Annotated in this window: 17 protein-coding genes; 4 read left to right on the top strand and 13 right to left on the bottom strand. The window is 69.4% G+C overall.

What is annotated here, in order from left to right; all coding sequences use genetic code 11:
• Positions 1-12 precede the first annotated feature (12 nt).
• The 3 genes from cmtR to BJL86_RS09405 are packed head-to-tail and all read left to right on the top strand — an operon-like array spanning position 13 to position 2839.
• On the top strand, positions 13-372 hold the full coding sequence (gene cmtR, locus BJL86_RS09395) for a Cd(II)/Pb(II)-sensing metalloregulatory transcriptional regulator CmtR (RefSeq protein ID WP_007633539.1): 360 nt from the start codon (positions 13-15) through the stop codon (positions 370-372).
• Positions 369-2279, top strand: coding sequence for a heavy metal translocating P-type ATPase (locus BJL86_RS09400; protein WP_198034322.1), 1911 nt, complete (start codon positions 369-371; stop codon positions 2277-2279). Before cmtR ends, BJL86_RS09400 begins: the two co-directional genes overlap by 4 nt.
• Positions 2276-2839, top strand: a complete 564-nt coding sequence (locus tag BJL86_RS09405) for a signal peptidase II (protein WP_082908663.1) — start codon at positions 2276-2278, stop codon at positions 2837-2839. The genes BJL86_RS09400 and BJL86_RS09405 overlap by 4 nt, the downstream gene beginning before the upstream one ends.
• Before the next feature lie 913 nt (positions 2840-3752).
• On the opposite strand, the gene BJL86_RS09420 is transcribed toward BJL86_RS09405, so the two are convergent.
• Genes BJL86_RS09420 through merA form a run of 5 tightly spaced genes read right to left on the bottom strand, consistent with a single transcriptional unit; the run spans position 3753 to position 7660 of the window.
• The gene (locus BJL86_RS09420; RefSeq protein ID WP_067476990.1) at positions 3753-4670 is read right to left on the bottom strand and encodes a cytochrome c biogenesis CcdA family protein; all 918 of its coding nucleotides are present in this window, start codon (positions 4668-4670) and stop codon (positions 3753-3755) included.
• A gap of 3 nt (positions 4671-4673) precedes the next feature.
• Positions 4674-5201, bottom strand: a complete 528-nt coding sequence (locus BJL86_RS09425) for a TlpA family protein disulfide reductase (RefSeq protein ID WP_067476994.1) — start codon at positions 5199-5201, stop codon at positions 4674-4676.
• Entirely contained in the window at positions 5198-5491 is a 294-nt protein-coding gene (locus BJL86_RS09430) for a hypothetical protein (protein WP_067476997.1), read from the bottom strand. Before BJL86_RS09430 ends, BJL86_RS09425 begins: the two co-directional genes overlap by 4 nt.
• A 28-nt stretch (positions 5492-5519) precedes the next feature.
• A complete protein-coding gene (gene merB, locus BJL86_RS09435; protein ID WP_067477080.1) occupies positions 5520-6188 on the bottom strand; it encodes an organomercurial lyase MerB in 669 nt (222 codons plus the stop codon).
• Between the two features lie 50 nt (positions 6189-6238).
• A complete protein-coding gene (gene merA / locus BJL86_RS09440; RefSeq protein ID WP_067477000.1) occupies positions 6239-7660 on the bottom strand; it encodes a mercury(II) reductase in 1422 nt (473 codons plus the stop codon).
• Positions 7661-7763: 103 nt separating this feature from the next.
• Between merA and BJL86_RS09445 the strand changes: the two genes are divergently transcribed.
• Positions 7764-8153: a heavy metal-responsive transcriptional regulator gene (locus BJL86_RS09445; protein ID WP_009378277.1), complete on the top strand. Its 390-nt coding sequence runs from the start codon at positions 7764-7766 to the stop codon at positions 8151-8153.
• A gap of 352 nt (positions 8154-8505) precedes the next feature.
• Here BJL86_RS09445 and mutM read toward each other — a convergent pair whose 3' ends face one another.
• From mutM to BJL86_RS09485, 8 genes are all read right to left on the bottom strand, one after another.
• Positions 8506-9345 (bottom strand): bifunctional DNA-formamidopyrimidine glycosylase/DNA-(apurinic or apyrimidinic site) lyase, encoded by an 840-nt coding sequence (gene mutM, locus BJL86_RS09450; RefSeq protein ID WP_067477083.1) that lies wholly within the window; start codon positions 9343-9345, stop codon positions 8506-8508.
• Between the two features lie 533 nt (positions 9346-9878).
• Positions 9879-10997 (bottom strand): FAD-dependent monooxygenase, encoded by a 1119-nt coding sequence (locus tag BJL86_RS09455; protein WP_067477004.1) that lies wholly within the window; start codon positions 10995-10997, stop codon positions 9879-9881.
• An 83-nt stretch (positions 10998-11080) separates the two neighbouring features.
• Positions 11081-11980, bottom strand: coding sequence for an aldo/keto reductase (locus BJL86_RS09460; protein ID WP_067477007.1), 900 nt, complete (start codon positions 11978-11980; stop codon positions 11081-11083).
• Positions 11981-12006: 26 nt separating this feature from the next.
• Positions 12007-12861: an aldo/keto reductase gene (locus BJL86_RS09465; RefSeq protein ID WP_231887276.1), complete on the bottom strand. Its 855-nt coding sequence runs from the start codon at positions 12859-12861 to the stop codon at positions 12007-12009.
• Between the two features lie 15 nt (positions 12862-12876).
• On the bottom strand, positions 12877-13446 hold the full coding sequence (locus BJL86_RS09470) for an MFS transporter (protein ID WP_156896126.1): 570 nt from the start codon (positions 13444-13446) through the stop codon (positions 12877-12879).
• Between the two features lie 72 nt (positions 13447-13518).
• Positions 13519-14067 carry an MFS transporter gene (locus BJL86_RS09475; RefSeq protein WP_156515407.1) on the bottom strand — a complete coding sequence of 183 codons (549 nt, stop codon included), beginning with the start codon at positions 14065-14067 and terminating at the stop codon, positions 13519-13521.
• Between the two features lie 214 nt (positions 14068-14281).
• Positions 14282-16522 (bottom strand): glycoside hydrolase family 3 C-terminal domain-containing protein, encoded by a 2241-nt coding sequence (locus tag BJL86_RS09480; protein ID WP_082908664.1) that lies wholly within the window; start codon positions 16520-16522, stop codon positions 14282-14284.
• Positions 16519-17814, bottom strand: a complete 1296-nt coding sequence (locus BJL86_RS09485) for an MFS transporter (RefSeq protein ID WP_082908665.1) — start codon at positions 17812-17814, stop codon at positions 16519-16521. Before BJL86_RS09485 ends, BJL86_RS09480 begins: the two co-directional genes overlap by 4 nt.
• Positions 17815-17822 lie beyond the last annotated feature (8 nt).

Genomic DNA, 17822 nt, shown 5'->3' on the forward strand with positions numbered 1-17822 from the left:
ATAGTTCAGTGCATGCTGACTATTGCTTCGCGTCTTGACGTCATGAACCGGCTCGGCCGGGCCATGGCGGACCCGACGCGCTCCCGGATCCTGATGACCCTGCTGGACGGGCCGAGCTACCCGGCCGTGCTCTCGCGCGAGCTGGAGCTGACGCGCTCGAACGTGTCGAACCATCTGACCTGTCTTCGTGACTGCGGGATCGTGGTCGCCGAGCCCGAGGGGCGGCAGACGCGCTACGAGATCGCCGACCCGCACCTCGCGGCGGCGCTCACGGCGCTGGTGGACGTGACGCTGGCCGTGGACGAGCACGCGCCGTGCGTGGACGCCGAGTGCACGGTGCCGGGCTGCTGCGGGACGGGAGCGGGCGCGTGAGCGCGGCGTGCGGCTGCGACGAGCCGGAGACCCGGGTCGGTGAGGAGGCCGAGGAGGAGCGGGAGCGTCCGTGGTGGCGCGACCGCGGGATCATGTTCCCGGTGTTCTCCGGCGTCGCCTTCGGAACCGGTCTGGTCCTGGAATGGGCAGGGGCGGAGAGCCCGGCGCTGGTGGCGTTCTGGATCGGCCTGCTGCTGGGCGCGTCGACGTTCACGCCCGGCGCGATCCGCAAGCTCTTCAAGGGCAAGCTGGGCATCGGGCTGCTGATGACGATCAGCGCGGTCGGCGCGGTCATCCTCGGCTACGTCGAGGAGGCCGCAGCGTTGGCGTTCTTGTACTCGATCGCCGAGGCGCTGGAGGACAAGGCGATGGACCGCGCCCGCGGCGGGCTGCGGGCGCTGCTCAAGCTGGTCCCGGAGACCGCGACCATCCCGCAGAACGGCGCGTCCGTGGAGGTCGCTGCGAAGGATCTGGCCGTTGGGCAGCTGATGCTCGTGCGGCCGGGTGAGCGGATCGCGACCGACGGGATCGTCCGCACGGGTCGGTCGAGCCTGGACACCTCGGCGATCACCGGGGAGTCGATCCCGGTGGAGGTCGAGCCCGGCGACGCGGTGTCGGCCGGGGCGATCAACACCGCCGGTGCCCTGGAGGTCGAGACGACCGCGGCGGGCACCGACAACTCGCTGACCACGATCGTGGAGCTGGTGGAGCAGGCGCAGGCCGAGAAGGGCGACCGCGCCCGCCTGGCCGACCGCATCGCCCGGCCGCTCGTGCCCGGCGTGCTGATCCTCGCCGCCCTCGTCGCGATCATCGGCTCGCTGCTGGGCGACCCGGAGCTGTGGATCACCCGCGCCCTCGTGGTGCTCGTCGCCGCGTCGCCGTGCGCGCTGGCGATCTCCGTTCCGCTGACCGTGGTCGCCGCGATCGGCTCGGCGAGCAGGTTCGGCGTGATCATCAAGTCCGGCGCGGTCTTCGAGCGGTTCGGCGTGATCCGCCACGTCGCCGTCGACAAGACCGGCACCCTCACCCGCAACGAGCCCGCCGTCACCGCCGTCCTCACCGCCGACGGGGTGGACGAGGCGCTGGCATTGGCGTGGGCGGCGGCGCTGGAGCAGCACAGCACCCACCCGCTGGCCGCCGCGATCACCGCCGCCTCGCCCGGGGCCCCCGCCGCCTTGGACGTGACCGAGCAGGCCGGGCACGGGATCGAGGGCATCCTCGACGGGGCCCGGGTCACCGTCGGCAGCCCTCGATGGCTCGACGCGGGAACGCTCAAGGACCGGGTCGCGGGCCTGGAGGAGCAGGGCATGACCGTCGTGATCCTGCACCGCGACGACGTCCCGGTCGCCGCGATCGGGGTCCGCGACGAGCTGCGCCCCGAGGTCCCCGAGGTGGTCCGCACCCTCGCCGCGCAGGGCGTCGGGGCGACCATGCTCACCGGCGACAACGCCCGCACCGCCCGGGCGCTGGCCGTGCAGGCCGGGATCGAGGACGTGTGCGCCGAGCTGCGTCCCGAGGACAAGGCCACCGCGATCAGCGAGCTGGGCAGGCACGGCTCGGTCGCGATGATCGGCGACGGCATCAACGACGCCCCCGCCCTGGCCGCCGCGGACATCGGCATCGCGATGGGCGCGACCGGCTCCGACGCCGCGATCGAGTCCGCCGACGTCGCCTTCACCGGCCACGACCTCCGTCTGCTCCCGCGCGCGTTCGACCACGCCCGCCGCGGCAGGCACATCATCAACCAGAACATCATCCTGTCCCTGCTGATCATCACCGCGCTGCTGCCGCTGGCCCTGTTCGGCGTGCTCGGCCTCGCAGCGGTGGTGCTCGTGCACGAGATCGCCGAGGTGATAGTGATCCTCAACGGGCTCCGCGCCGCCAGGACGAGGAAGACCGCCTCGTGAACGTGCTGGATGCCGTCGAGACGGCTGACGCCGGCGTCGCGGACGAGAAGGCCCCGCCTCCTCCCACCCGGCGGGCGGTCGGCGCAGCTCTCGCCGTCGGCGCGCTCGGCCTCGCTCTGGACCAGGGGACGAAGGCCCTCGCGGGCGCGCGGCTGACGCCGGGCGAACGGGTCCCGCTGCTCGGCGACGTGTTCGGCCTGTCCCTGGTCTACAACCCCGGGGCCGCGTTCTCGCTCGGCGCGGGATCGACGTGGGTCTTCACGGCCGTCGGCGTCCTCGCTTCAGTGGCGGTGGTCGTGTTCGCCGTGCGCCTACGGGGCTTGCGGTGGGGCCTTGCCCTGGGCATGACCCTCGGCGGTGCAGTCGGCAACCTCGTCGACCGGATCGGTAACCCGCCCGCGATCGCTCAAGGGCACGTCACGGACTTCCTCGCCTACGGGAGCCTCTTCGTCGGGAACGTCGCGGACGTCTTCGTGGTCGCCGGTGTCGGCCTGGTCTGCCTGAACCTCGCCTCGCCGAGGCCAGGCGAGAATCACCGCGCACGAAATGCCCAGCCGTGATGAACTGGAACAGCTGAACATCGCCACCTACAGGAGATGTTTCGTCACGAAAGTGCGACCTCGGTATTCGGAATCCATTCCAGTTCTACTCCACCGAGTTCTTGCATCCGGCGGGGCGTATTCGATCGATGCTTGGGGCCTACCGTGCATTGATCAAGGCGTGTCGAAGCAACACTCATCGCGTGAAGCAGGGCCTCTATCGTTCCACCTGGCAAACCGGGCAGAAGTGGCTCGATAAGTTCATGCTCTTCTTCCGCACCATCCGCGTTCCGCAACGCTCGCACGGGTATCTAGCGATCCCATAGCCAGCCACAAGGTGCACCCCGTAGCCTGAGTCCCACAATAGATGCAATGAATTACGGGAGGGGTGACGAAGGGGTCTGAACTGTTCACCGGCGGATTCACGCCGGCGGGCGTGGTGACGTACAGTGCCTATGTTACGAGAACGGAGCCTCAGGACTTCAGCCTGAGAGGAACGGGCGCAGTCGAGGAAAGAGCCGGCCACAAGCGATCTACGGTCCAGGAAACCTCTGCCATCGACGGATGGACATTACATCCCTGCTCCGAAGACCCAACTTCGACCTCTCATCTTCGTTTGGCATCACATTCGAGCAGGTGGTCAGCGAAGATCCGGGTGATGTCCTCGCCTGTTCGCGCGTCAGCCGCAGCGCTGCTTTGCCGATCTTCTGGACGTGCTCGTCGTGCACGACCGAGCCGAGCGCCTAGTCCAGGACCGAGACTCGGATCATTGTCCTGATGAGCGGGCGTCCGTCGCGTCCACTCACCTTCTCGGTACGGGCCGGAAGTCTTCCCCGCCATATTCGCCGCCAGATGATCTTGGCGCTGTAGTTTTGGCGCTCGGCGGTAGTTACGACGTCGAGTCAATCGTCCTCAGATTCCAGCAGAGTCGTGCTCACTCCGTCGTCGCGCTCGGCCGGTCGTCGGCAGAGTGCGCTTGCTCGGCGTCGCAGCAGTCTCCCTTGGCCTTCCAGATGGACATAGGACGGCGTCCGGCGAGGGTTCCGAGCAGCAGCGCGACGAACACGGCCGCGACGGACACTCCGGTCACGACGCCGACGTGCCCCTGGACCCAGTCAGACACCGAAGTTGCGACCGCGGCGACGGCATTGGTGCGGCCGAACGCTGAAGCGTCACCGGTGACGGCCGGGTACCAGTACCAGGCCAGGTAGGCCCCGGTGAGGATGAGCACGGCGGCGGTGACCCTGGGGCCATAGCGTGCCAGTGAGGCAATGCGTCGCGAGAGCGCCGTACCGGCAGCGGCAGCGGTGACGGCGACGAGCAGCAGGACGCTCGCGGATCCCGCGGCGTAGACGGCGAAGACGAGGAGCAGGCCGGCGAAGCTGGCTGTGGCCTGCGCCTGCGCGACGACGGCGAGGAACACTCCGAAGGTGCACGACAGCGACGCCGCGGCGTAGCCGACCCCGAAGACGACCATGCGTGCGGTGCTCGGCGGACGCGCCGTGACCCGGCTGGGGATGCCGGGCAGCCGGAGCGAGAACGAGCGACCGGCCAGCATCGCCGCGCCGAACAGGACGAGCACGACGCCGACGGCGAGCCCCAGTGCTGGAGCGGCCTGGATCAGGCTCCGCGCTCCGGCACTCACAGCGATACCCGCCAGCGCCAGCGTGCCTGCGAACCCGATCGTCACGGCGAGGCCTGCCCGCAGCGATCGCAGGAGGCGCACCGGGGCCGGGGAGGATGCGGCGTCGCCCAGCGCGTGGGTGATCCATGCCGGAAGCAGTGCAAAACCGCAGGGGTTGACCGGGGCGATCATTCCGGCAGCGAAGGCGAGGGCAAGGAGTCCACCCATGGCTCAGGCCCCGGCCTTTTCGAGCTCGCCGATGATCGTCTCAGCGTCGGGGTCGGTGGCGCGGAAAGTCACCCGGCCGTCGGAATCGACGATGATGAGCGTGGATAGCGCGGCGACGTCGAATCGCTGGGACAGGGTTGCGCCCTGGTCGATGGCGGCGGGGACGCGTTCAGCCTCGACGTATTTCATGAAGCCTTCGATAGTCTCCTTGGTTTCGCGCGGATCCATGTCGACGGCGAGGAATCCGGCACCGGTGCCGTTCGCTTCCGCGCTGGCGGCGGCCTCGCCGAGGGATCGGACCCCGCCGACGCATTCGCCGCAGCCGACAGAGAAGAAGAACACCGCGGTGGGCTTCCCCGCGGCGGGCAGGCTGACCTGCCTGCCGTCGATGCTGGTCACGGCCGCGGGCGAGCCGACATCGGCTGTGGGCGCGGCGTCGTCAGATTTGCCGCAGGCGGTCAGGACCAGCGGTCCTGCGACCATGAGGCCTGCGAACGAGAGCGCCGCGCGGCGGGTGAGGGGGGTGGTCATAGGTTCTGGTCTTCCTTCGTGTCGGTGGCATGATCGGAATCAATGGTCGGGCAGCAGTCGTGGCCGGTGCGGTCGCTGCGGGTCCGGCGGTGGGCGGCGGCGAGTACGACGAGCACCACGAGCGCCATGCCGGTGCCTACCACCCAGGGGTTGGCGAGGATCCCGCCGAGGCCGGCGAGCACGCCGCCGGCGATGAGCAGCGGCAGACCGCAGCACAGTGCCATGAGGAGCACGACCCCTGCCCCGAGCACCAGGCCGCCGCCGGGTCGGTCGTCGCGTCTGGTCGTCATCGGTGTTCTCGTTTCATTCGGGGCCCGGCTAGCAGCAGCGGTGGCAGCAGTCGGCAGTCTGGGCGTCGGCCCGGAGCCGGTCGAGCAGGTGGGAAGCGAGTTCGATGCCGATCCGATGGGCTTCGATCACCGGCACCGCTTGAGCCCCTGGGTGCTCAGCGAGCCATCCGGCGGCGTCGTCTGCAGATGTAAAGTAGTGCACCTGGTCGCAGAACGAGGAGCGGATCGAGGTGATCTGCTCCGGGTTCACCAGGGACACGACGGCGCTCGAGGGTTCGACGCGGGTGACGCCGGTGGCAGGGTCGACGTTGACGGCGACGACGATCCTCTCGCCGCTGGCCGGGGAGACAGACTCCACGCGGGCCGCCCGGTCGAGGAGGCCAGGGAAGATCAGGGTGTCCAAGGCGCACCAGGTGTAGAGCTCCTGATCGGCCACGGCGAATCGGTGCGGGGTCGGGCGCAGGGTGAGGCCCTGGCCGACGATGCGGCCCTGGTCGTCGTACTCAGTGTCGGGCACGGCGGCCAGTCCGTTGCAGACCTGCTCAGGGGTGCGGCCGGCGGCGGTGGCGAGCTGCTCGATCGTGACGGGGTCGCCGTCGACGAGCAGCCGCAGCAGCGGGACCAGCAGGCCGGGGTCGAGGCCGGTCTCCTCGGGCCTGTTGAGCCGATCGGGCAGTTGCGTGCTGAGGTCGGACATTTCGGTTTCCTCCATTTCTGAGTTCGGGCAGGTGCTGCTTCCGGGTCGGGTCAGGCGCAGCAGGACAGCTTCGAGACGTCGGCGGTGAAGGCCTTGGCGGCGATCCGGATGCCCTCGGCCATGGTCAGGTACGGGGCCCAGGCGTCGGCGACCTCCGCGACGCTCTTGCCAAGCACGTGGACTCCGGCAGCGGCGAGCTCTCCGGCGTCCTTGGCAACGGCGGTGAGGCCGAGGATCTCTCCGGTGTCCGCGTCGGCGACCATCTTGATGAACCCGCGGGTGTCCCGGTTCACCAGCGCGCGGGGCACGTACTCCAGCGGCAGCACCCGGCAGTCGCAGCGGATGCCTGCGTCGAGGACCTGCTTCTCGGTCATGCCGACCGCGCCGATGGCAGGCCCGGTGAACGTCACACGCGGCAACCGGGCATAGTCCACCGACCTCTCGGCGTCGGCGAAGGCGTTCTCGGCGACCAGAGTGCCGTGGTGGGCGGCGACGTAGACGAATTCGGGGTGCCCGGTCACGTCGCCGGCGGCCCAGATCCGGGGGTTCGAGGACTGCAGCTGGTCGGAGACCACGATCTGCCCGGATTCGCCGGTCTTGACCTCCACCGCCTCAGGGTTCAAGGCATCGGTCACGGGCCGGCGGCCGAGCGCGACCAGGAGCTGGTCGGCGCGGAACTCCTGCGAACCGCCGGACACGTCGGCGGCCACGATGACCTTCCCGTCGGCGCTGCGAGCGACGCTGGTCGGGACCGCTCGGCGGACCACCCGGATGCCCTCGTCGGCGAAGACCTCGGCCAGCGCCTTGGACACCTCCGGCTCCTCCTTCGAGGCCAGCCGGGAGCGCACCAGGAGGGTGACATTCGATCCGAGGCGGGCGAACAGCTGGGCCTGCTCCAGCGCCACGTATCCGCCGCCGAGCACCAGCAGCGACTCGGGGACCTCGGTCAGCTCCATCGCCGTCGTGGAGGTCAGGTACCCGGCCTCCTCCAGCCCGTCGATCGGCGGGGCCCAGGGATGTGAGCCTGTGGCGACCAGGTACTGGGCGGCCTCGATCGTCTCGACAGCGCCCTCGGCAGACCTGACCTCGAGGACCGGAGCTTCAGGGGTGCCGGCGAACGCGGCTTCGCCCTGCCGTACGTGCCAGCCGTACGACTCGGCGACGTCCACGTACTTTTCACCCCGCAAGCCCTCGACGAGGTCCTGCTTCCCGCCAATCAGCGTCGGCATGTCCACCGGTCCCGCGGCCGTGGCGATGCCGGGGAACCGCTGCGAGGCGTCTACGGCAACATGCCGGGCATCAGCGGCGGCGATGAGCGCCTTCGACGGCACGCAGCCGGTGTTCACGCACGTGCCGCCGAAGGTCCCGCGCTCGATCATCGCCACCGACTTGCCGAGCGTGGTCGCGCGGATGGCGGCGGCGAACGCGCCGCCTCCGGATCCGATGATGGCGAGGTCGTACTTGGTAGGCATCGCTGCTCCTGTCAGTCCTTGGATTTCTGCTCCGTCTCAGCCATACTGGACCTTCCAGTACAGGGGAAGGTCAAGCGCGGCCGCGACACGGATGGAGGAGGCCATGAGGATCGGGGAATTCGCCGAGGCGGCCGGCACCACGGCGAAGACGCTGAGGTTCTACGAAGAGCAGGGGCTGCTCCCCCCGCCCGACAGGACGTCGTCGGGGTACCGCGACTACCCGCCGGACGCAATCGCGCGCGTCGACTTCGTCCACCGCGGCCAGGCTGCCGGCCTCACGCTCGCCCAGATCCGCCAGATTGTGGACATCCGCGACGCCGGCCACGCCCCGTGCGCCCACGTCCGAGACCTGCTCGACGCGCGCCTGCGCGACATCGAGCAGCAGATCGCCCAGCTCACCGCCTTGCGCGACACCATCGCCAACCTCCGGGACGACGCGGCGCACCCCGAGCCCGAGACCTGCAGCGCGGACCAGGTCTGCCGGTACGTATAGACAAGAGAGCCGCGACCGGCGAATCCGACAGACCGCTGTTCCAGGGCGCACGACGATGCGCAGTGGCGCAACGATGCTGCCCCCTTCAGGGATGGCGGCAGGGACGATGGCCAGAGGAGCCGTTCTGGCATCGACATCTCGGTTTGGTCGATTGGCGAGCACCACGTCAGGACACGAGGACAGACCGGTTCAGAAGGGCCGGATCTGTTCACTCGGGACTCGCCGAGCTAGCAGAGCTGACCGCGGTCCACCATCCACGGCGATGAGACTCGCTATATATCTATGTACAGCGGATCGAGCCGAACCCCACTGCGACCGCGGTCCGCCTGCAACTCGAGAGACGACCTCTCGACTAGCGTTTCCGCTGGCAGAGCGGGCAAGAATAGCTCGACCCGTTCATCAACTTCTCCCGCACGATCGGCGTCCCGCAGCGCCTGCAGGGCCGGCCGGCACGACCGTAGGCATTCAGCCTGCGGGCAAAATACCCGCTGCTGCCGGCCACGTCGACATAGAGGGAATCGAACGACGTTCCGCCCTGAACGAGCGCTGCATCCATGACCTCCCGCGCGGCATCGATCAGCGCAGAGATCCTTGGCTTGCTCAACGACGATGCCGCCGTCTCCCCGTGCACCTTGGCAGCCCAGAGCGCCTCGTCGGCGTAGATGTTCCCGATACCGGACACCACCCTCTGATCCAGCAGCACGCGCTTGATCCCGGTGCGCCTGGTCTTGATCCGCGCGACCGCTGCCGCCTGGTCGAACAGCGGATCGAACGGATCCCGCGCGATGTGGGCAATCGGCGAAGGCAGCACCGCACCGCCCTCGTCGTACATCAGATGCCCGAACGTGCGCTGGTCTTCGAACCGCAGATCATGGCCGCCGTCGGTGAAGGTGAACCGAGCCCGCTCGTGAGTAGCGACTGCCGCCTCCGGCGAGGCGATGAGCATCTGCCCGCTCATCCCCAGATGCGCGAGCAGCGCGTCCTCGCCGTCCAGGACCAGCCACAAGTACTTACCGCGTCGCGCAGTCCCGGTGATCATCGCACCGACCAACCGCACTGCCAGATCCCCCGGACCGCCCACATGACGGCGGGCCGCACGCGGATGCAGAATAGTGGCCGAGGCGATCGTACGGTCACGGACATGATCGTCGAGTCCACGGCGCACGACCTCGACCTCAGGAAGTTCAGGCACGGCTAGCACCTCGCATGATCCGGGACCCGGAGTTACGGCGGTGCGCTACTGAGCATGTCGGGCCTGGTCAGACCGGGAAACGACTCGTTGACGTCGGGCCACTGTCCGGCACTGCCATGCGGGATCTTTGCGCGTGCGACTTGCTTCGACCCGCTTTACATGAATGTAGAAGGGGCCCTACTTCCCACGTTAGGTACATTGAAAAAAGGTGAGTCCGATAAGACGGTGTTTCCGCTGGTCAGAGATCATTTCCCCGCGAAATGACGTGCCAAGGAAGTGTGCTGCCCACAGACCAGAGTACGGCCTCAGGACTTCAACATGCCAACGGCCCGGTCGAAGGAAGAATCGGGCGCTCGCGACCGTGCGCACCGAGTACCGCTGCCGAATATTGGACCGTGTCCCACGACTGAGCCCCGGTTCGTGAGTGTCAAGCTCGCACGAGGAGCTCGGTTGACCATGCGATTCACGCGAGGGTCCTGCGACCTCGTGCGGGAGTCCCGCGTCGCGCCTGGCATGCGCTCATCGGGTCGCCCCTACGCCGCGCGGGTGAACGAGCGGCTGAAGCCTTGCCCGCCGAGGACCAGGCTTCGTGCCGGCGCTAGGCGCTCGGCCTCATAGGCCTCCAGCGCTGCAGGCCCGCCCGCTGCGACTACGTCCCGGAGATGGCGCGCGAGGGCCTCGGCGTCGTCGAGCGAGGTCGCGAAGCCGCGTCCGGTCATCGGCGTCGGCACGTGGGCGGCGTCTCCGACGAGCACGATGCGCCCGTTCGCGAGCTTCTCCGGGACGTACTCGGCGATCGGTGTTCCGGCGAACTCCGACCGGCGCATCGAGTCGAGGATCGCGTCGCGCCAGGGCCGCGGCCACCTGCGTCCGGCCTCGCGCTCGAGCTCGCGAACCACGCCTGCGTCCAGATCAGCCGCTCTCAAGGAGTGATGGGCGGCGGTTCCACGGACCGCGCCGAGCCTGCGGAACAGCGCGTTGCGGGTGCCGTCGTACCACGCCCAGCCCAGGCGGCGCTCCCCCGGCTCGGTGGAGCCGTCGGGACTGGCCAGCGGGTAGCCGAGCAGGACGTGGTCGCCGCTGTCGAGGATGTCGAACCGGCCGGGCCACCGGCCGCCGTAGTCCAGGTCGCGCTCGGAGGCGACGCCGAGCCACAGCCCGTAGCCGGCGAACAGAGCGTCCGGCTTGTCGGGCGCGACGGCACTTCGCACGAGGCTGCGGTGGCCGTCCGCGCCGACGAGGACGCCGGCTTCGAAGCGGCGTCCGTCATCGGTGCTGGCCCATGCTCGGTCACCGTCCTGGCCGATCCCGGTGGCTCGGGCACCGTGCAGCAGGTTGATTCTCGGCTCGCTCTCCGCGGCGCGGCAGAGCCCCTCGTACAGGCCTGCCCAGGTGGAGGGGACGTCGGCGCGCGCGTCGCCGTCACGAGGCCCGGCCATGCGGGCGGCGGCGCGGGCGTGGTCGGGTCCGAGGATCCTGCGCAGCGCGGACTCGCTGACCGACAGCGCCGCGCCGGAAGGGCGGTGCCGCTGCGCTCGTTCGAGCAGGGTGACGTCGTGGCCCTGGCGGGCCAAGGCGATGCCCGCCATGAGTCCTGCCAGGGATCCGCCGACGACGATCACGGCAACGGGTCGCTCCAGTGTGCTGGTCAATGTGGTCCTCTCATCTCTCAAGAGGCAGAGGGGCCGCATGGATCCTGTGGTCCATGCGGCCCCTGCGCCGGCGTTCATCGTGCTCAGGCCTCGGGGATCTCCGCGCCGTGCTCGGCGATGGTGAACAGCTCCGGGTCGGGGCCGCCGCGCACGCCGGTGTCGAGGGCGTCGATCGCGGCCAGCTCGTCCGCGGACAGCTCGAAGCCGAAGACGTCGAGGTTCTCCGCGATCCGCTCCGGGTTGGTCGACTTCGGGATCGCCTGGCGGCCCTGCTCGAGGTGCCAGCGCAGCATGACCTGCGCCGGGGTCCTGCTGTGCCTGTCGGCGATCTCCCGGATCGTCGGGTCGTCCAGGGTGCTGCGGCGGTCGTCGTCTCCCCATCCGGGGTAGAACGTGATGCCGCCGATCGGCGACCAGGCCTGCGTCAGGACGCCGTGCTTCGCGTTGGCTTCCTGGACGGCGCTCTGGCGGAAGTACGGGTGGACCTCGACCTGGTTGACGGCCGGGACGATCTCGGTCTCGGCCAGGAGCCGATCCAGGTGGTGGGGCATGAAGTTGCTGATGCCGATTGCGCGCACCCTCCCCTCGGCCAGCAGCGACTCCAGTGCCTTGTAGGCCTGGACGGTGAGATCGAAGCGGGACGGCATCGGCTGGTGCAGGATGAGCAGGTCGATGGACTCGACGCCGAGCTTCCCCGCGGACTTCTCGAACGCGTGGCGCGTGGCGTCGTAGCCGTAGTCGTTGAGCCAGATCTTGGTCTCGAGGAACACCTGGTCGCGGTCCAGGCCGGATCTGCGCAGGCCCTCGCCGACCTCGCGCTCGTTGAAGTACGCCGCGGCGGTGTCGATGTGGCGGTAGCCGCTGCGCAGGGCCGTCTCGACGGCGCTGGCGGTCTCCTCGGGTGAGGACTGGAAGACGCCGAAGCCAAGGGCGGGCATCTCGACGCCGTTGTTCAGCGTGAATCGTGGGGTCGTGCCTGTCATGGTGGTCGCTCCTTTCGGGAGGGAGTTCAGTCGAGGGTGAGGAGCAGGTCGAGCATGCGCGGGTCGCGGTGGTCGAAGTCCATGCTGGACTGCTGCCGGTCGATCGCGGCGATGCGGGACATCTCCTCCTCCGTGAGCGCGAAGTCGAAGACGGCCGCGTTCTGGGCCAGCCGCTCGGCGCGGGTGGACTTGGCGACCAGGGCGATGCCGCGCTGGACGTGCCAGCGCAGGATCACCTGGGGCACGCTCAGGCCATGCGCCGCGGCGATCTCTGCCAGCCCCGGGTGGCCCAGGATCTCGGGGTCGCCCTGGCCCAGCGGGCCCCAGGCCTGCAGAACCGTGCCGTGCTTCGCGAGCAGTTCCTCGGTGGCGATCTGCTGGTTGAACGGATAGGTCTCGCGCTGGTTCACGGCCGGGACGACGCGGTTGTGCTGCACGAGGTCGGCGTAGCGGTCGTCGAAGAAGTTCGAGACGCCGATCGCGCGGATCAGGCCCTCGTCGAGCAGCTCCTCCATCGCGCGCCAGGAGCCGTAGTAGTCGCCGAACGGCTGGTGGATCAGCCACAGGTCCAGGTAGTCGAGGCCGAGGTGGTCCAGCGAGACCTGGAAGGCCTCCTTGGTCCGCTCGTAGCCGTGGTCCTTGAACCAGAGCTTCGTGGTGACGAACAGTTCCTCGCGCGGCACGTCGGCCCGGGCGAGGGCCTGGCCGAGGGCCTTCTCGTTGTAGTAGCGCGAGGCGGAGTCGAAAAGCCGGTAGCCGGCCTCGATGGCCTTCGGAACGGTCTCGAGGACCTCCTGGTCGCTCATCTGGAAGACGCCGAGGCCGAGCTGCGGCATCTGGACGCCGTTGTTGAGCTCGATGGTCGGGATGTTCGTGGTCATGGGTGCTTCTCCTGTTCAGACGGTTGCGGTCTCGGGAGTGGTGGAGCCAGAGGCGGTCTCCGCCGCTCGATCGGCCTCGGCGGCGGTGAGGATCGGCTTGATGCCGATGAGCAGGGCGAGGGTGGCCACGGCGATGAGCGCGCCCACCAGGGGCGTGGCCAGCACCCCGAACTGCCCGAGGACGATCCCGCCGAGGGCGGCACCGGCGGCCATCCCGGCCTGGGTGAGGACGACGCCGATGCCCATCGACATCTCCGGGGAGCGGTGGCCGACCAGCAGCAGCGTCTGCTGCCATGCCAGGATCAGACCCGAGAACCCGATCCCCCAGACGAACAGCAGCGCCAGCACCACCGGGATCGCGGTGATCCCGATCGACATCAGCACCAGGCACGCGGCCATCAGCAGCGGCATCGAGACCAGTGCGGCGATCCGGGAGCGGGCGGCGACCCGCCCGCCGAGCCACACGCCGAGCACGCCGCCGGTGCCGAAGACGAGTAGCGACAGGCTGGTCACCAAGGCCGGTGCGCCGAGCGCTGCCAGGTAGGGGTCGATGTAGGAGATGACGGCCATGTAGCCGACCATCATCAGCATCCATCCCGCGCCGATCCTGAGCACGCCGGGCTGGCGCAGCGCCTGCAGCAGCGGCATCCGCTCGGTCTACTCGGCCCGCATCGGCGGGATCTTGATCGCCAGCAGGGCAGCGCACAGCAGGGCCATCAGCGCTGCGCCGGCGAAGGTAGCCCGCCAGCCGAGCGTGGTGCCGACCAGGGAGGCCAGGGGCGCGCCGAGGGCGATGCCGACGGTGTTCGCGCCGATCACGATGCTCAGGGCCCGGCGCTCGTGCTTCAGGCCCGCGACGCCGATCGCCACCGCCGGGGCCAGCGACATGAGCAGCCCGTGCGCGCCGCCGGAGACGAACCGGCCGACCAGGGCCGGCATCAGGTCCGAGGCGAAGAACACCACGGCGTTGCCGGCGACGAACACCAGCAGGGTTCCGGTCAGGGCGAAGCGGCGCGAGAACCGCACCGCCAGCGCGGTCAGCGGCAGCGCGAGGACCGCGTTGCCCAGCGAGTACAGGGCCGTCAGCGACCCGGCCATCGCGATGTTCGTGTTCAGGCCGGGGGCCATCTGGTTGAGCAGCCCGGCGGGGCTGAGCTCGACCGCGAGGGCGAGGAAGCCGGCGGAGGCGAGCACGAGGATCGCCACCCAGGGGAACCTCTCGGTCGCGGCACGATCTGTCTGTGAGGTCACGTGAGCCTTTCGGTGCGTCGTAGGAAGGCAGGGCGATCATCCGCCCCGGGCCGACGCCCGCACTGATGCGGATACGTCATGTCCGCTTTAACGGTACCACGTAAACGGATACTCCGCGTCCGGTACTGTCGTTCTGACGGCTTCTGCCGCTCGTCCCCGCGATCCGAGCTCATGAGCTCGCCTCGCCGACGATGCGCAGAGCCTCGTTGTAGGGCAGCGGGAATCCGTCCACCCGGCCGATCGGGAACATGCCCAGCACGCGCAGCGCATGCTCGTCCGTGGCCTGGCCGTTGCGTTCGAGCGCCTCGAGCAGCAGCGGCCCCGCGACGGGGTGCGCAAGCACTTCGTCGACACCGGACTCCATCGACAGGGAGCGTGCGACCTCGTCGCCCCGGAGCGCGACCGACGTGACGGCGCGGATGTCGCGGCTGGACGCCCCGACCTCGATCCGGTACTCGCCGCCCTCCAGGACCCAGTCGTCGACCCGGACGTCCCAGTAGGCGAGCTCGCCGCGACGCAGCAGGATCTCGGCCACCGCAGTCTGCCCGGGCTCGAGGTCCAGTAGCGCGAACCCCTTCAGCTCCCGGGGCGGGCGCTGAACCACCGACGCGTCAAGGGCCGTGTAGACCTGGACGACCTCGCGGCCCGCGACCGCGCCGGCGTTCGTCACGGGGACGCTCACGAGCACGTCGCCGTCGGACTGCACGGCGGCGGCGTCGCCGTAGACGAACCGCGTGTACGACAGGCCGTGGCCGAAGGGGAACGCAACCGCGCGGTGCTCGGCGTCGTAGCCCCGGTATCCGACGAGCAGCCCCTCGCCGTAGCGGACATGGTGCAGCTCGCCCGGGAAGCTCCCATATGAGGGCGCGTCTTCCAGCCGCAGCGGGATCGTCTCGGCGAGCCGCCCGGAGGGGTTGACCCCGCCGAAGAGGACGTCGGCCGTGGCCGGGCCGCCCGCTTGGCCGAGGAGCCAGCCTTCGACGATCGCAGGTATGTCATCGGCGAACGGCAGGAGCACGACTCCCCCGTTGGAGAGCACGACCACCGTGCGGGGGTTCGCGGCGCGCACGGCCTCCAGGAGGTCGAGCTGCGCGCCGGGCAGGTCGAGGTGGGTTCGGTCGAAGCCCTCGGACTCGTCCTCGAGCGGGACGCCGAGGAAGACGACCGCGACGTCGGCGTCGGCGGCAGCCGACGCGGCCTCCGCGCGAAGCCCCGGCTCGTCGCCTGACCCGTCGCATGCGAACCCCGGGGCGAAGATCACCTCGCCGGCAGCTTCTCGTCGGATCGCGTCGAGCGCCGCGTCGACGCGGGTCGGGTTCACCTGGGAGGAGCCTCCGCCCTGGAAGCGCGGCGTGCGGGCGAACTCGCCGATCACGGCGATGCGGGATCGCCGGTCCAGCGGGAGCAGGCCGCCCTCGTTCTTGAGGAGCACGATGCTGCGCGCCGCGGCCTCCCTCGCGAGCGCATGGTGCGCGTCCGCATCGACGGGTTCGGGCCGTGTCGGCCTCTCGGACGCCTTCTTCACGAGGTCGAGCACCCGGCCAGCGACAGCGTCCAGAGCGGCCTCGTCGAGCACCCCGTCTCGCACGGCGTCGACGACCTGGGCGTCGGTGCGCCCGCCACAGGCCGGCATCTCCAGGTCCATTCCCGCGGCGACGCCCGCGACGCGGTCGCTGACCGCGCCCCAGTCGGAGACGACGAGACCTTCGAAGCCCCACTCGTCGCGCAGCACGTCGGTGAGCAGCCACCGGTTGTGGGAGCAGAATGTCCCGTTGATCGCGTTGTAGGCGGCCATCACGGTCCACGGCTGGGCGTCCTTCACGACCCGTTCGAAGGCCCGCAGGTAGATCTCCCGCAGCGGACGGGGGTCGACGTCGCTGGAGACGCGCAGCCGGTCGGTCTCCTGGTTGTTCGCCGCGAAGTGCTTCAGCGACGCCCCCACGCCTTGGGACTGCAGGCCCTTCACGAGCGCGGTGCCGAGAACGCCGGAGACGATCGGGTCCTCCGAGAGGTACTCGAAGTTCCGGCCGCACAGCGGGGAGCGCTTGATGTTGATCCCCGGCCCGAGCAGGACGTCTACGCCGAGCAGGGACGCCTCCCGGCCGAGGGCTCGTCCAACGCGCTCGGCGAGCTCTGCGTCCCAGGAGGAGCCGAGGGCGACCGCGGGCGGGAAGCAGGTCGCGGGCAGGCTGCCCGACAGGCCCAAGTGGTCCCCTTCGCCCCGGGGCATGCGCACGCCGTGGGGTCCGTCGACCATGGTGATCGTCGGGAGCGCTGCGCGGTCGATCGCCTTGGTGGCCCAGAAGCTGCCGCCGCTGGTCAGGGACGCCTTCTCCTCAAGCGTCAGGTGGTGCACGTCCAATTCTCGCTCCTTCTGTCCGTTCTGCGCAGACGACAAGGGGCCGCTCATCGCACGCCCCGAATCCTGGCGACCATCACGAGCCCGACCAGGGCGGCGATGATCGAGACGGGGAACGCGAGCAGGTACGCCCCGGTGGCGGTCACGATCGCGGAGGTGATGATCGGGCCCACGGTCTGGCCCGCCGTGGTGGACATGTTGAGGATCGCCAGATCCTTGCCGGCCTTCTCCTTGTCCGGCAGCACGTCCACGAGCAGCGCCTGGTCGACGGACATGTACACCCCGTACCCGAACCCGGCGATGCCGGCCAGGAGGAACAGGCCCGTCGTGCTGGGCATCAGCCAGGGCATCGCGATCCCGACGCAGAACAGCAGACTGGAGAGGATCACCGGGAGCTTGCGGCGGCCAATGAGATCGGAGATCGGTCCTGCGACGGCCGAGCCGATCAGCGACACGACGAGGGTGATCAGCGCCATCGTCGAGATCGTGACCGCGGATTCAGCCACGGTCTGGCCGACGTAGTCCTGGATGATGTAAAGCTGGTAGGCCATGATCATCTGGTAGCTGATGAGCATGAAGAAGCGCGACCCGAAGGCCCAGTAGAAGTCCGGGGCCCTGCGCGGCGGTGCCATCGATACCAGGACGTCCTTCAGGCCCCGGCTCGCCGGAGGCAGGTCCGCAGAGGAGGGCTCGCGGGGCCACAGAGCCACCGCCGCGATGCCGCTGATCAGCACGACCCCGCCTCCGACGAGGAACCCCGACGCCAGGTTGGTGATGAACGCAGCGCCCAGCAGGGTTCCCGCCGAGACACCCACGGCCACGCCGGTGCCGTAGAACGTGGAGACCGTACCGCGTCGCTCCTGCGGCACGCGGTCCGAGAGGACCGCAACGGCCGACGCCAGGAGCATGTTCAGCGCAGCCTGGAAGACGCAGAACGCCGCGATGATCGCAGCCGGTCCGCTCATCCAGCCCACTGAGGCGAGCACCAGGCCCACGATGGCCGCGCCCGCGAGGATCCAGGGAGTCCTGCGCCCCAGACGGCTCCGCGTACGGTCCGACAGGTTGCCGAACACGATGTTGGCCACCAGCGCCGATGCGGTCCCGAAGGCGTTGACCGCACCCAGAACCCCGGCCGGGTTCTCCACTCCCATGTCCGTGAGCCGCTGAGGGAGCACCACAGCGGCCACGATCATCATTCCGCTGATCCACAGGAAGCCGAAGACGCCGAACCCGATCCCGTAGCGGACCACGCCTGAACGCGAGACCGGGACGGCCTGGATGATCGACGTCGCGCTACCCTCGACGGGTTCTCGCTCGACCGGCGGCTTTGTTGCTTCAGACATGGCGTCTT

This window comes from Dietzia timorensis (genome assembly GCF_001659785.1).
In the GTDB taxonomy this organism is placed as follows: Bacteria; Actinomycetota; Actinomycetes; order Mycobacteriales; family Mycobacteriaceae; genus Dietzia; species Dietzia timorensis.

Bases quoted from the DNA above. Each gene is read 5' to 3' on its own strand.
- BJL86_RS09460 (WP_067477007.1), bottom strand. From the start codon at position 11,980: ATGACAGGCACGACCCCACGATTCACGCTGAACAACGGCGTCGAGATG.
- BJL86_RS09430 (WP_067476997.1), bottom strand. From the start codon at position 5,491: ATGACGACCAGACGCGACGACCGACCCGGCGGCGGCCTGGTGCTCGGG.
- BJL86_RS09480 (WP_082908664.1), bottom strand. From the start codon at position 16,522: ATGAGCGGCCCCTTGTCGTCTGCGCAGAACGGACAGAAGGAGCGAGAA.
- BJL86_RS09445 (WP_009378277.1), top strand. From the start codon at position 7,764: ATGAGGATCGGGGAATTCGCCGAGGCGGCCGGCACCACGGCGAAGACG.
- BJL86_RS09420 (WP_067476990.1), bottom strand. From the start codon at position 4,670: ATGGGTGGACTCCTTGCCCTCGCCTTCGCTGCCGGAATGATCGCCCCG.
- BJL86_RS09465 (WP_231887276.1), bottom strand. From the start codon at position 12,861: ATGACCACGAACATCCCGACCATCGAGCTCAACAACGGCGTCCAGATG.
- cmtR (WP_007633539.1), top strand. From the start codon at position 13: ATGCTGACTATTGCTTCGCGTCTTGACGTCATGAACCGGCTCGGCCGG.
- merB (WP_067477080.1), bottom strand. From the start codon at position 6,188: ATGTCCGACCTCAGCACGCAACTGCCCGATCGGCTCAACAGGCCCGAG.
- BJL86_RS09470 (WP_156896126.1), bottom strand. From the start codon at position 13,446: ATGATGGTCGGCTACATGGCCGTCATCTCCTACATCGACCCCTACCTG.
- merA (WP_067477000.1), bottom strand. From the start codon at position 7,660: ATGCCTACCAAGTACGACCTCGCCATCATCGGATCCGGAGGCGGCGCG.
- BJL86_RS09485 (WP_082908665.1), bottom strand. From the start codon at position 17,814: ATGTCTGAAGCAACAAAGCCGCCGGTCGAGCGAGAACCCGTCGAGGGT.
- BJL86_RS09425 (WP_067476994.1), bottom strand. From the start codon at position 5,201: ATGACCACCCCCCTCACCCGCCGCGCGGCGCTCTCGTTCGCAGGCCTC.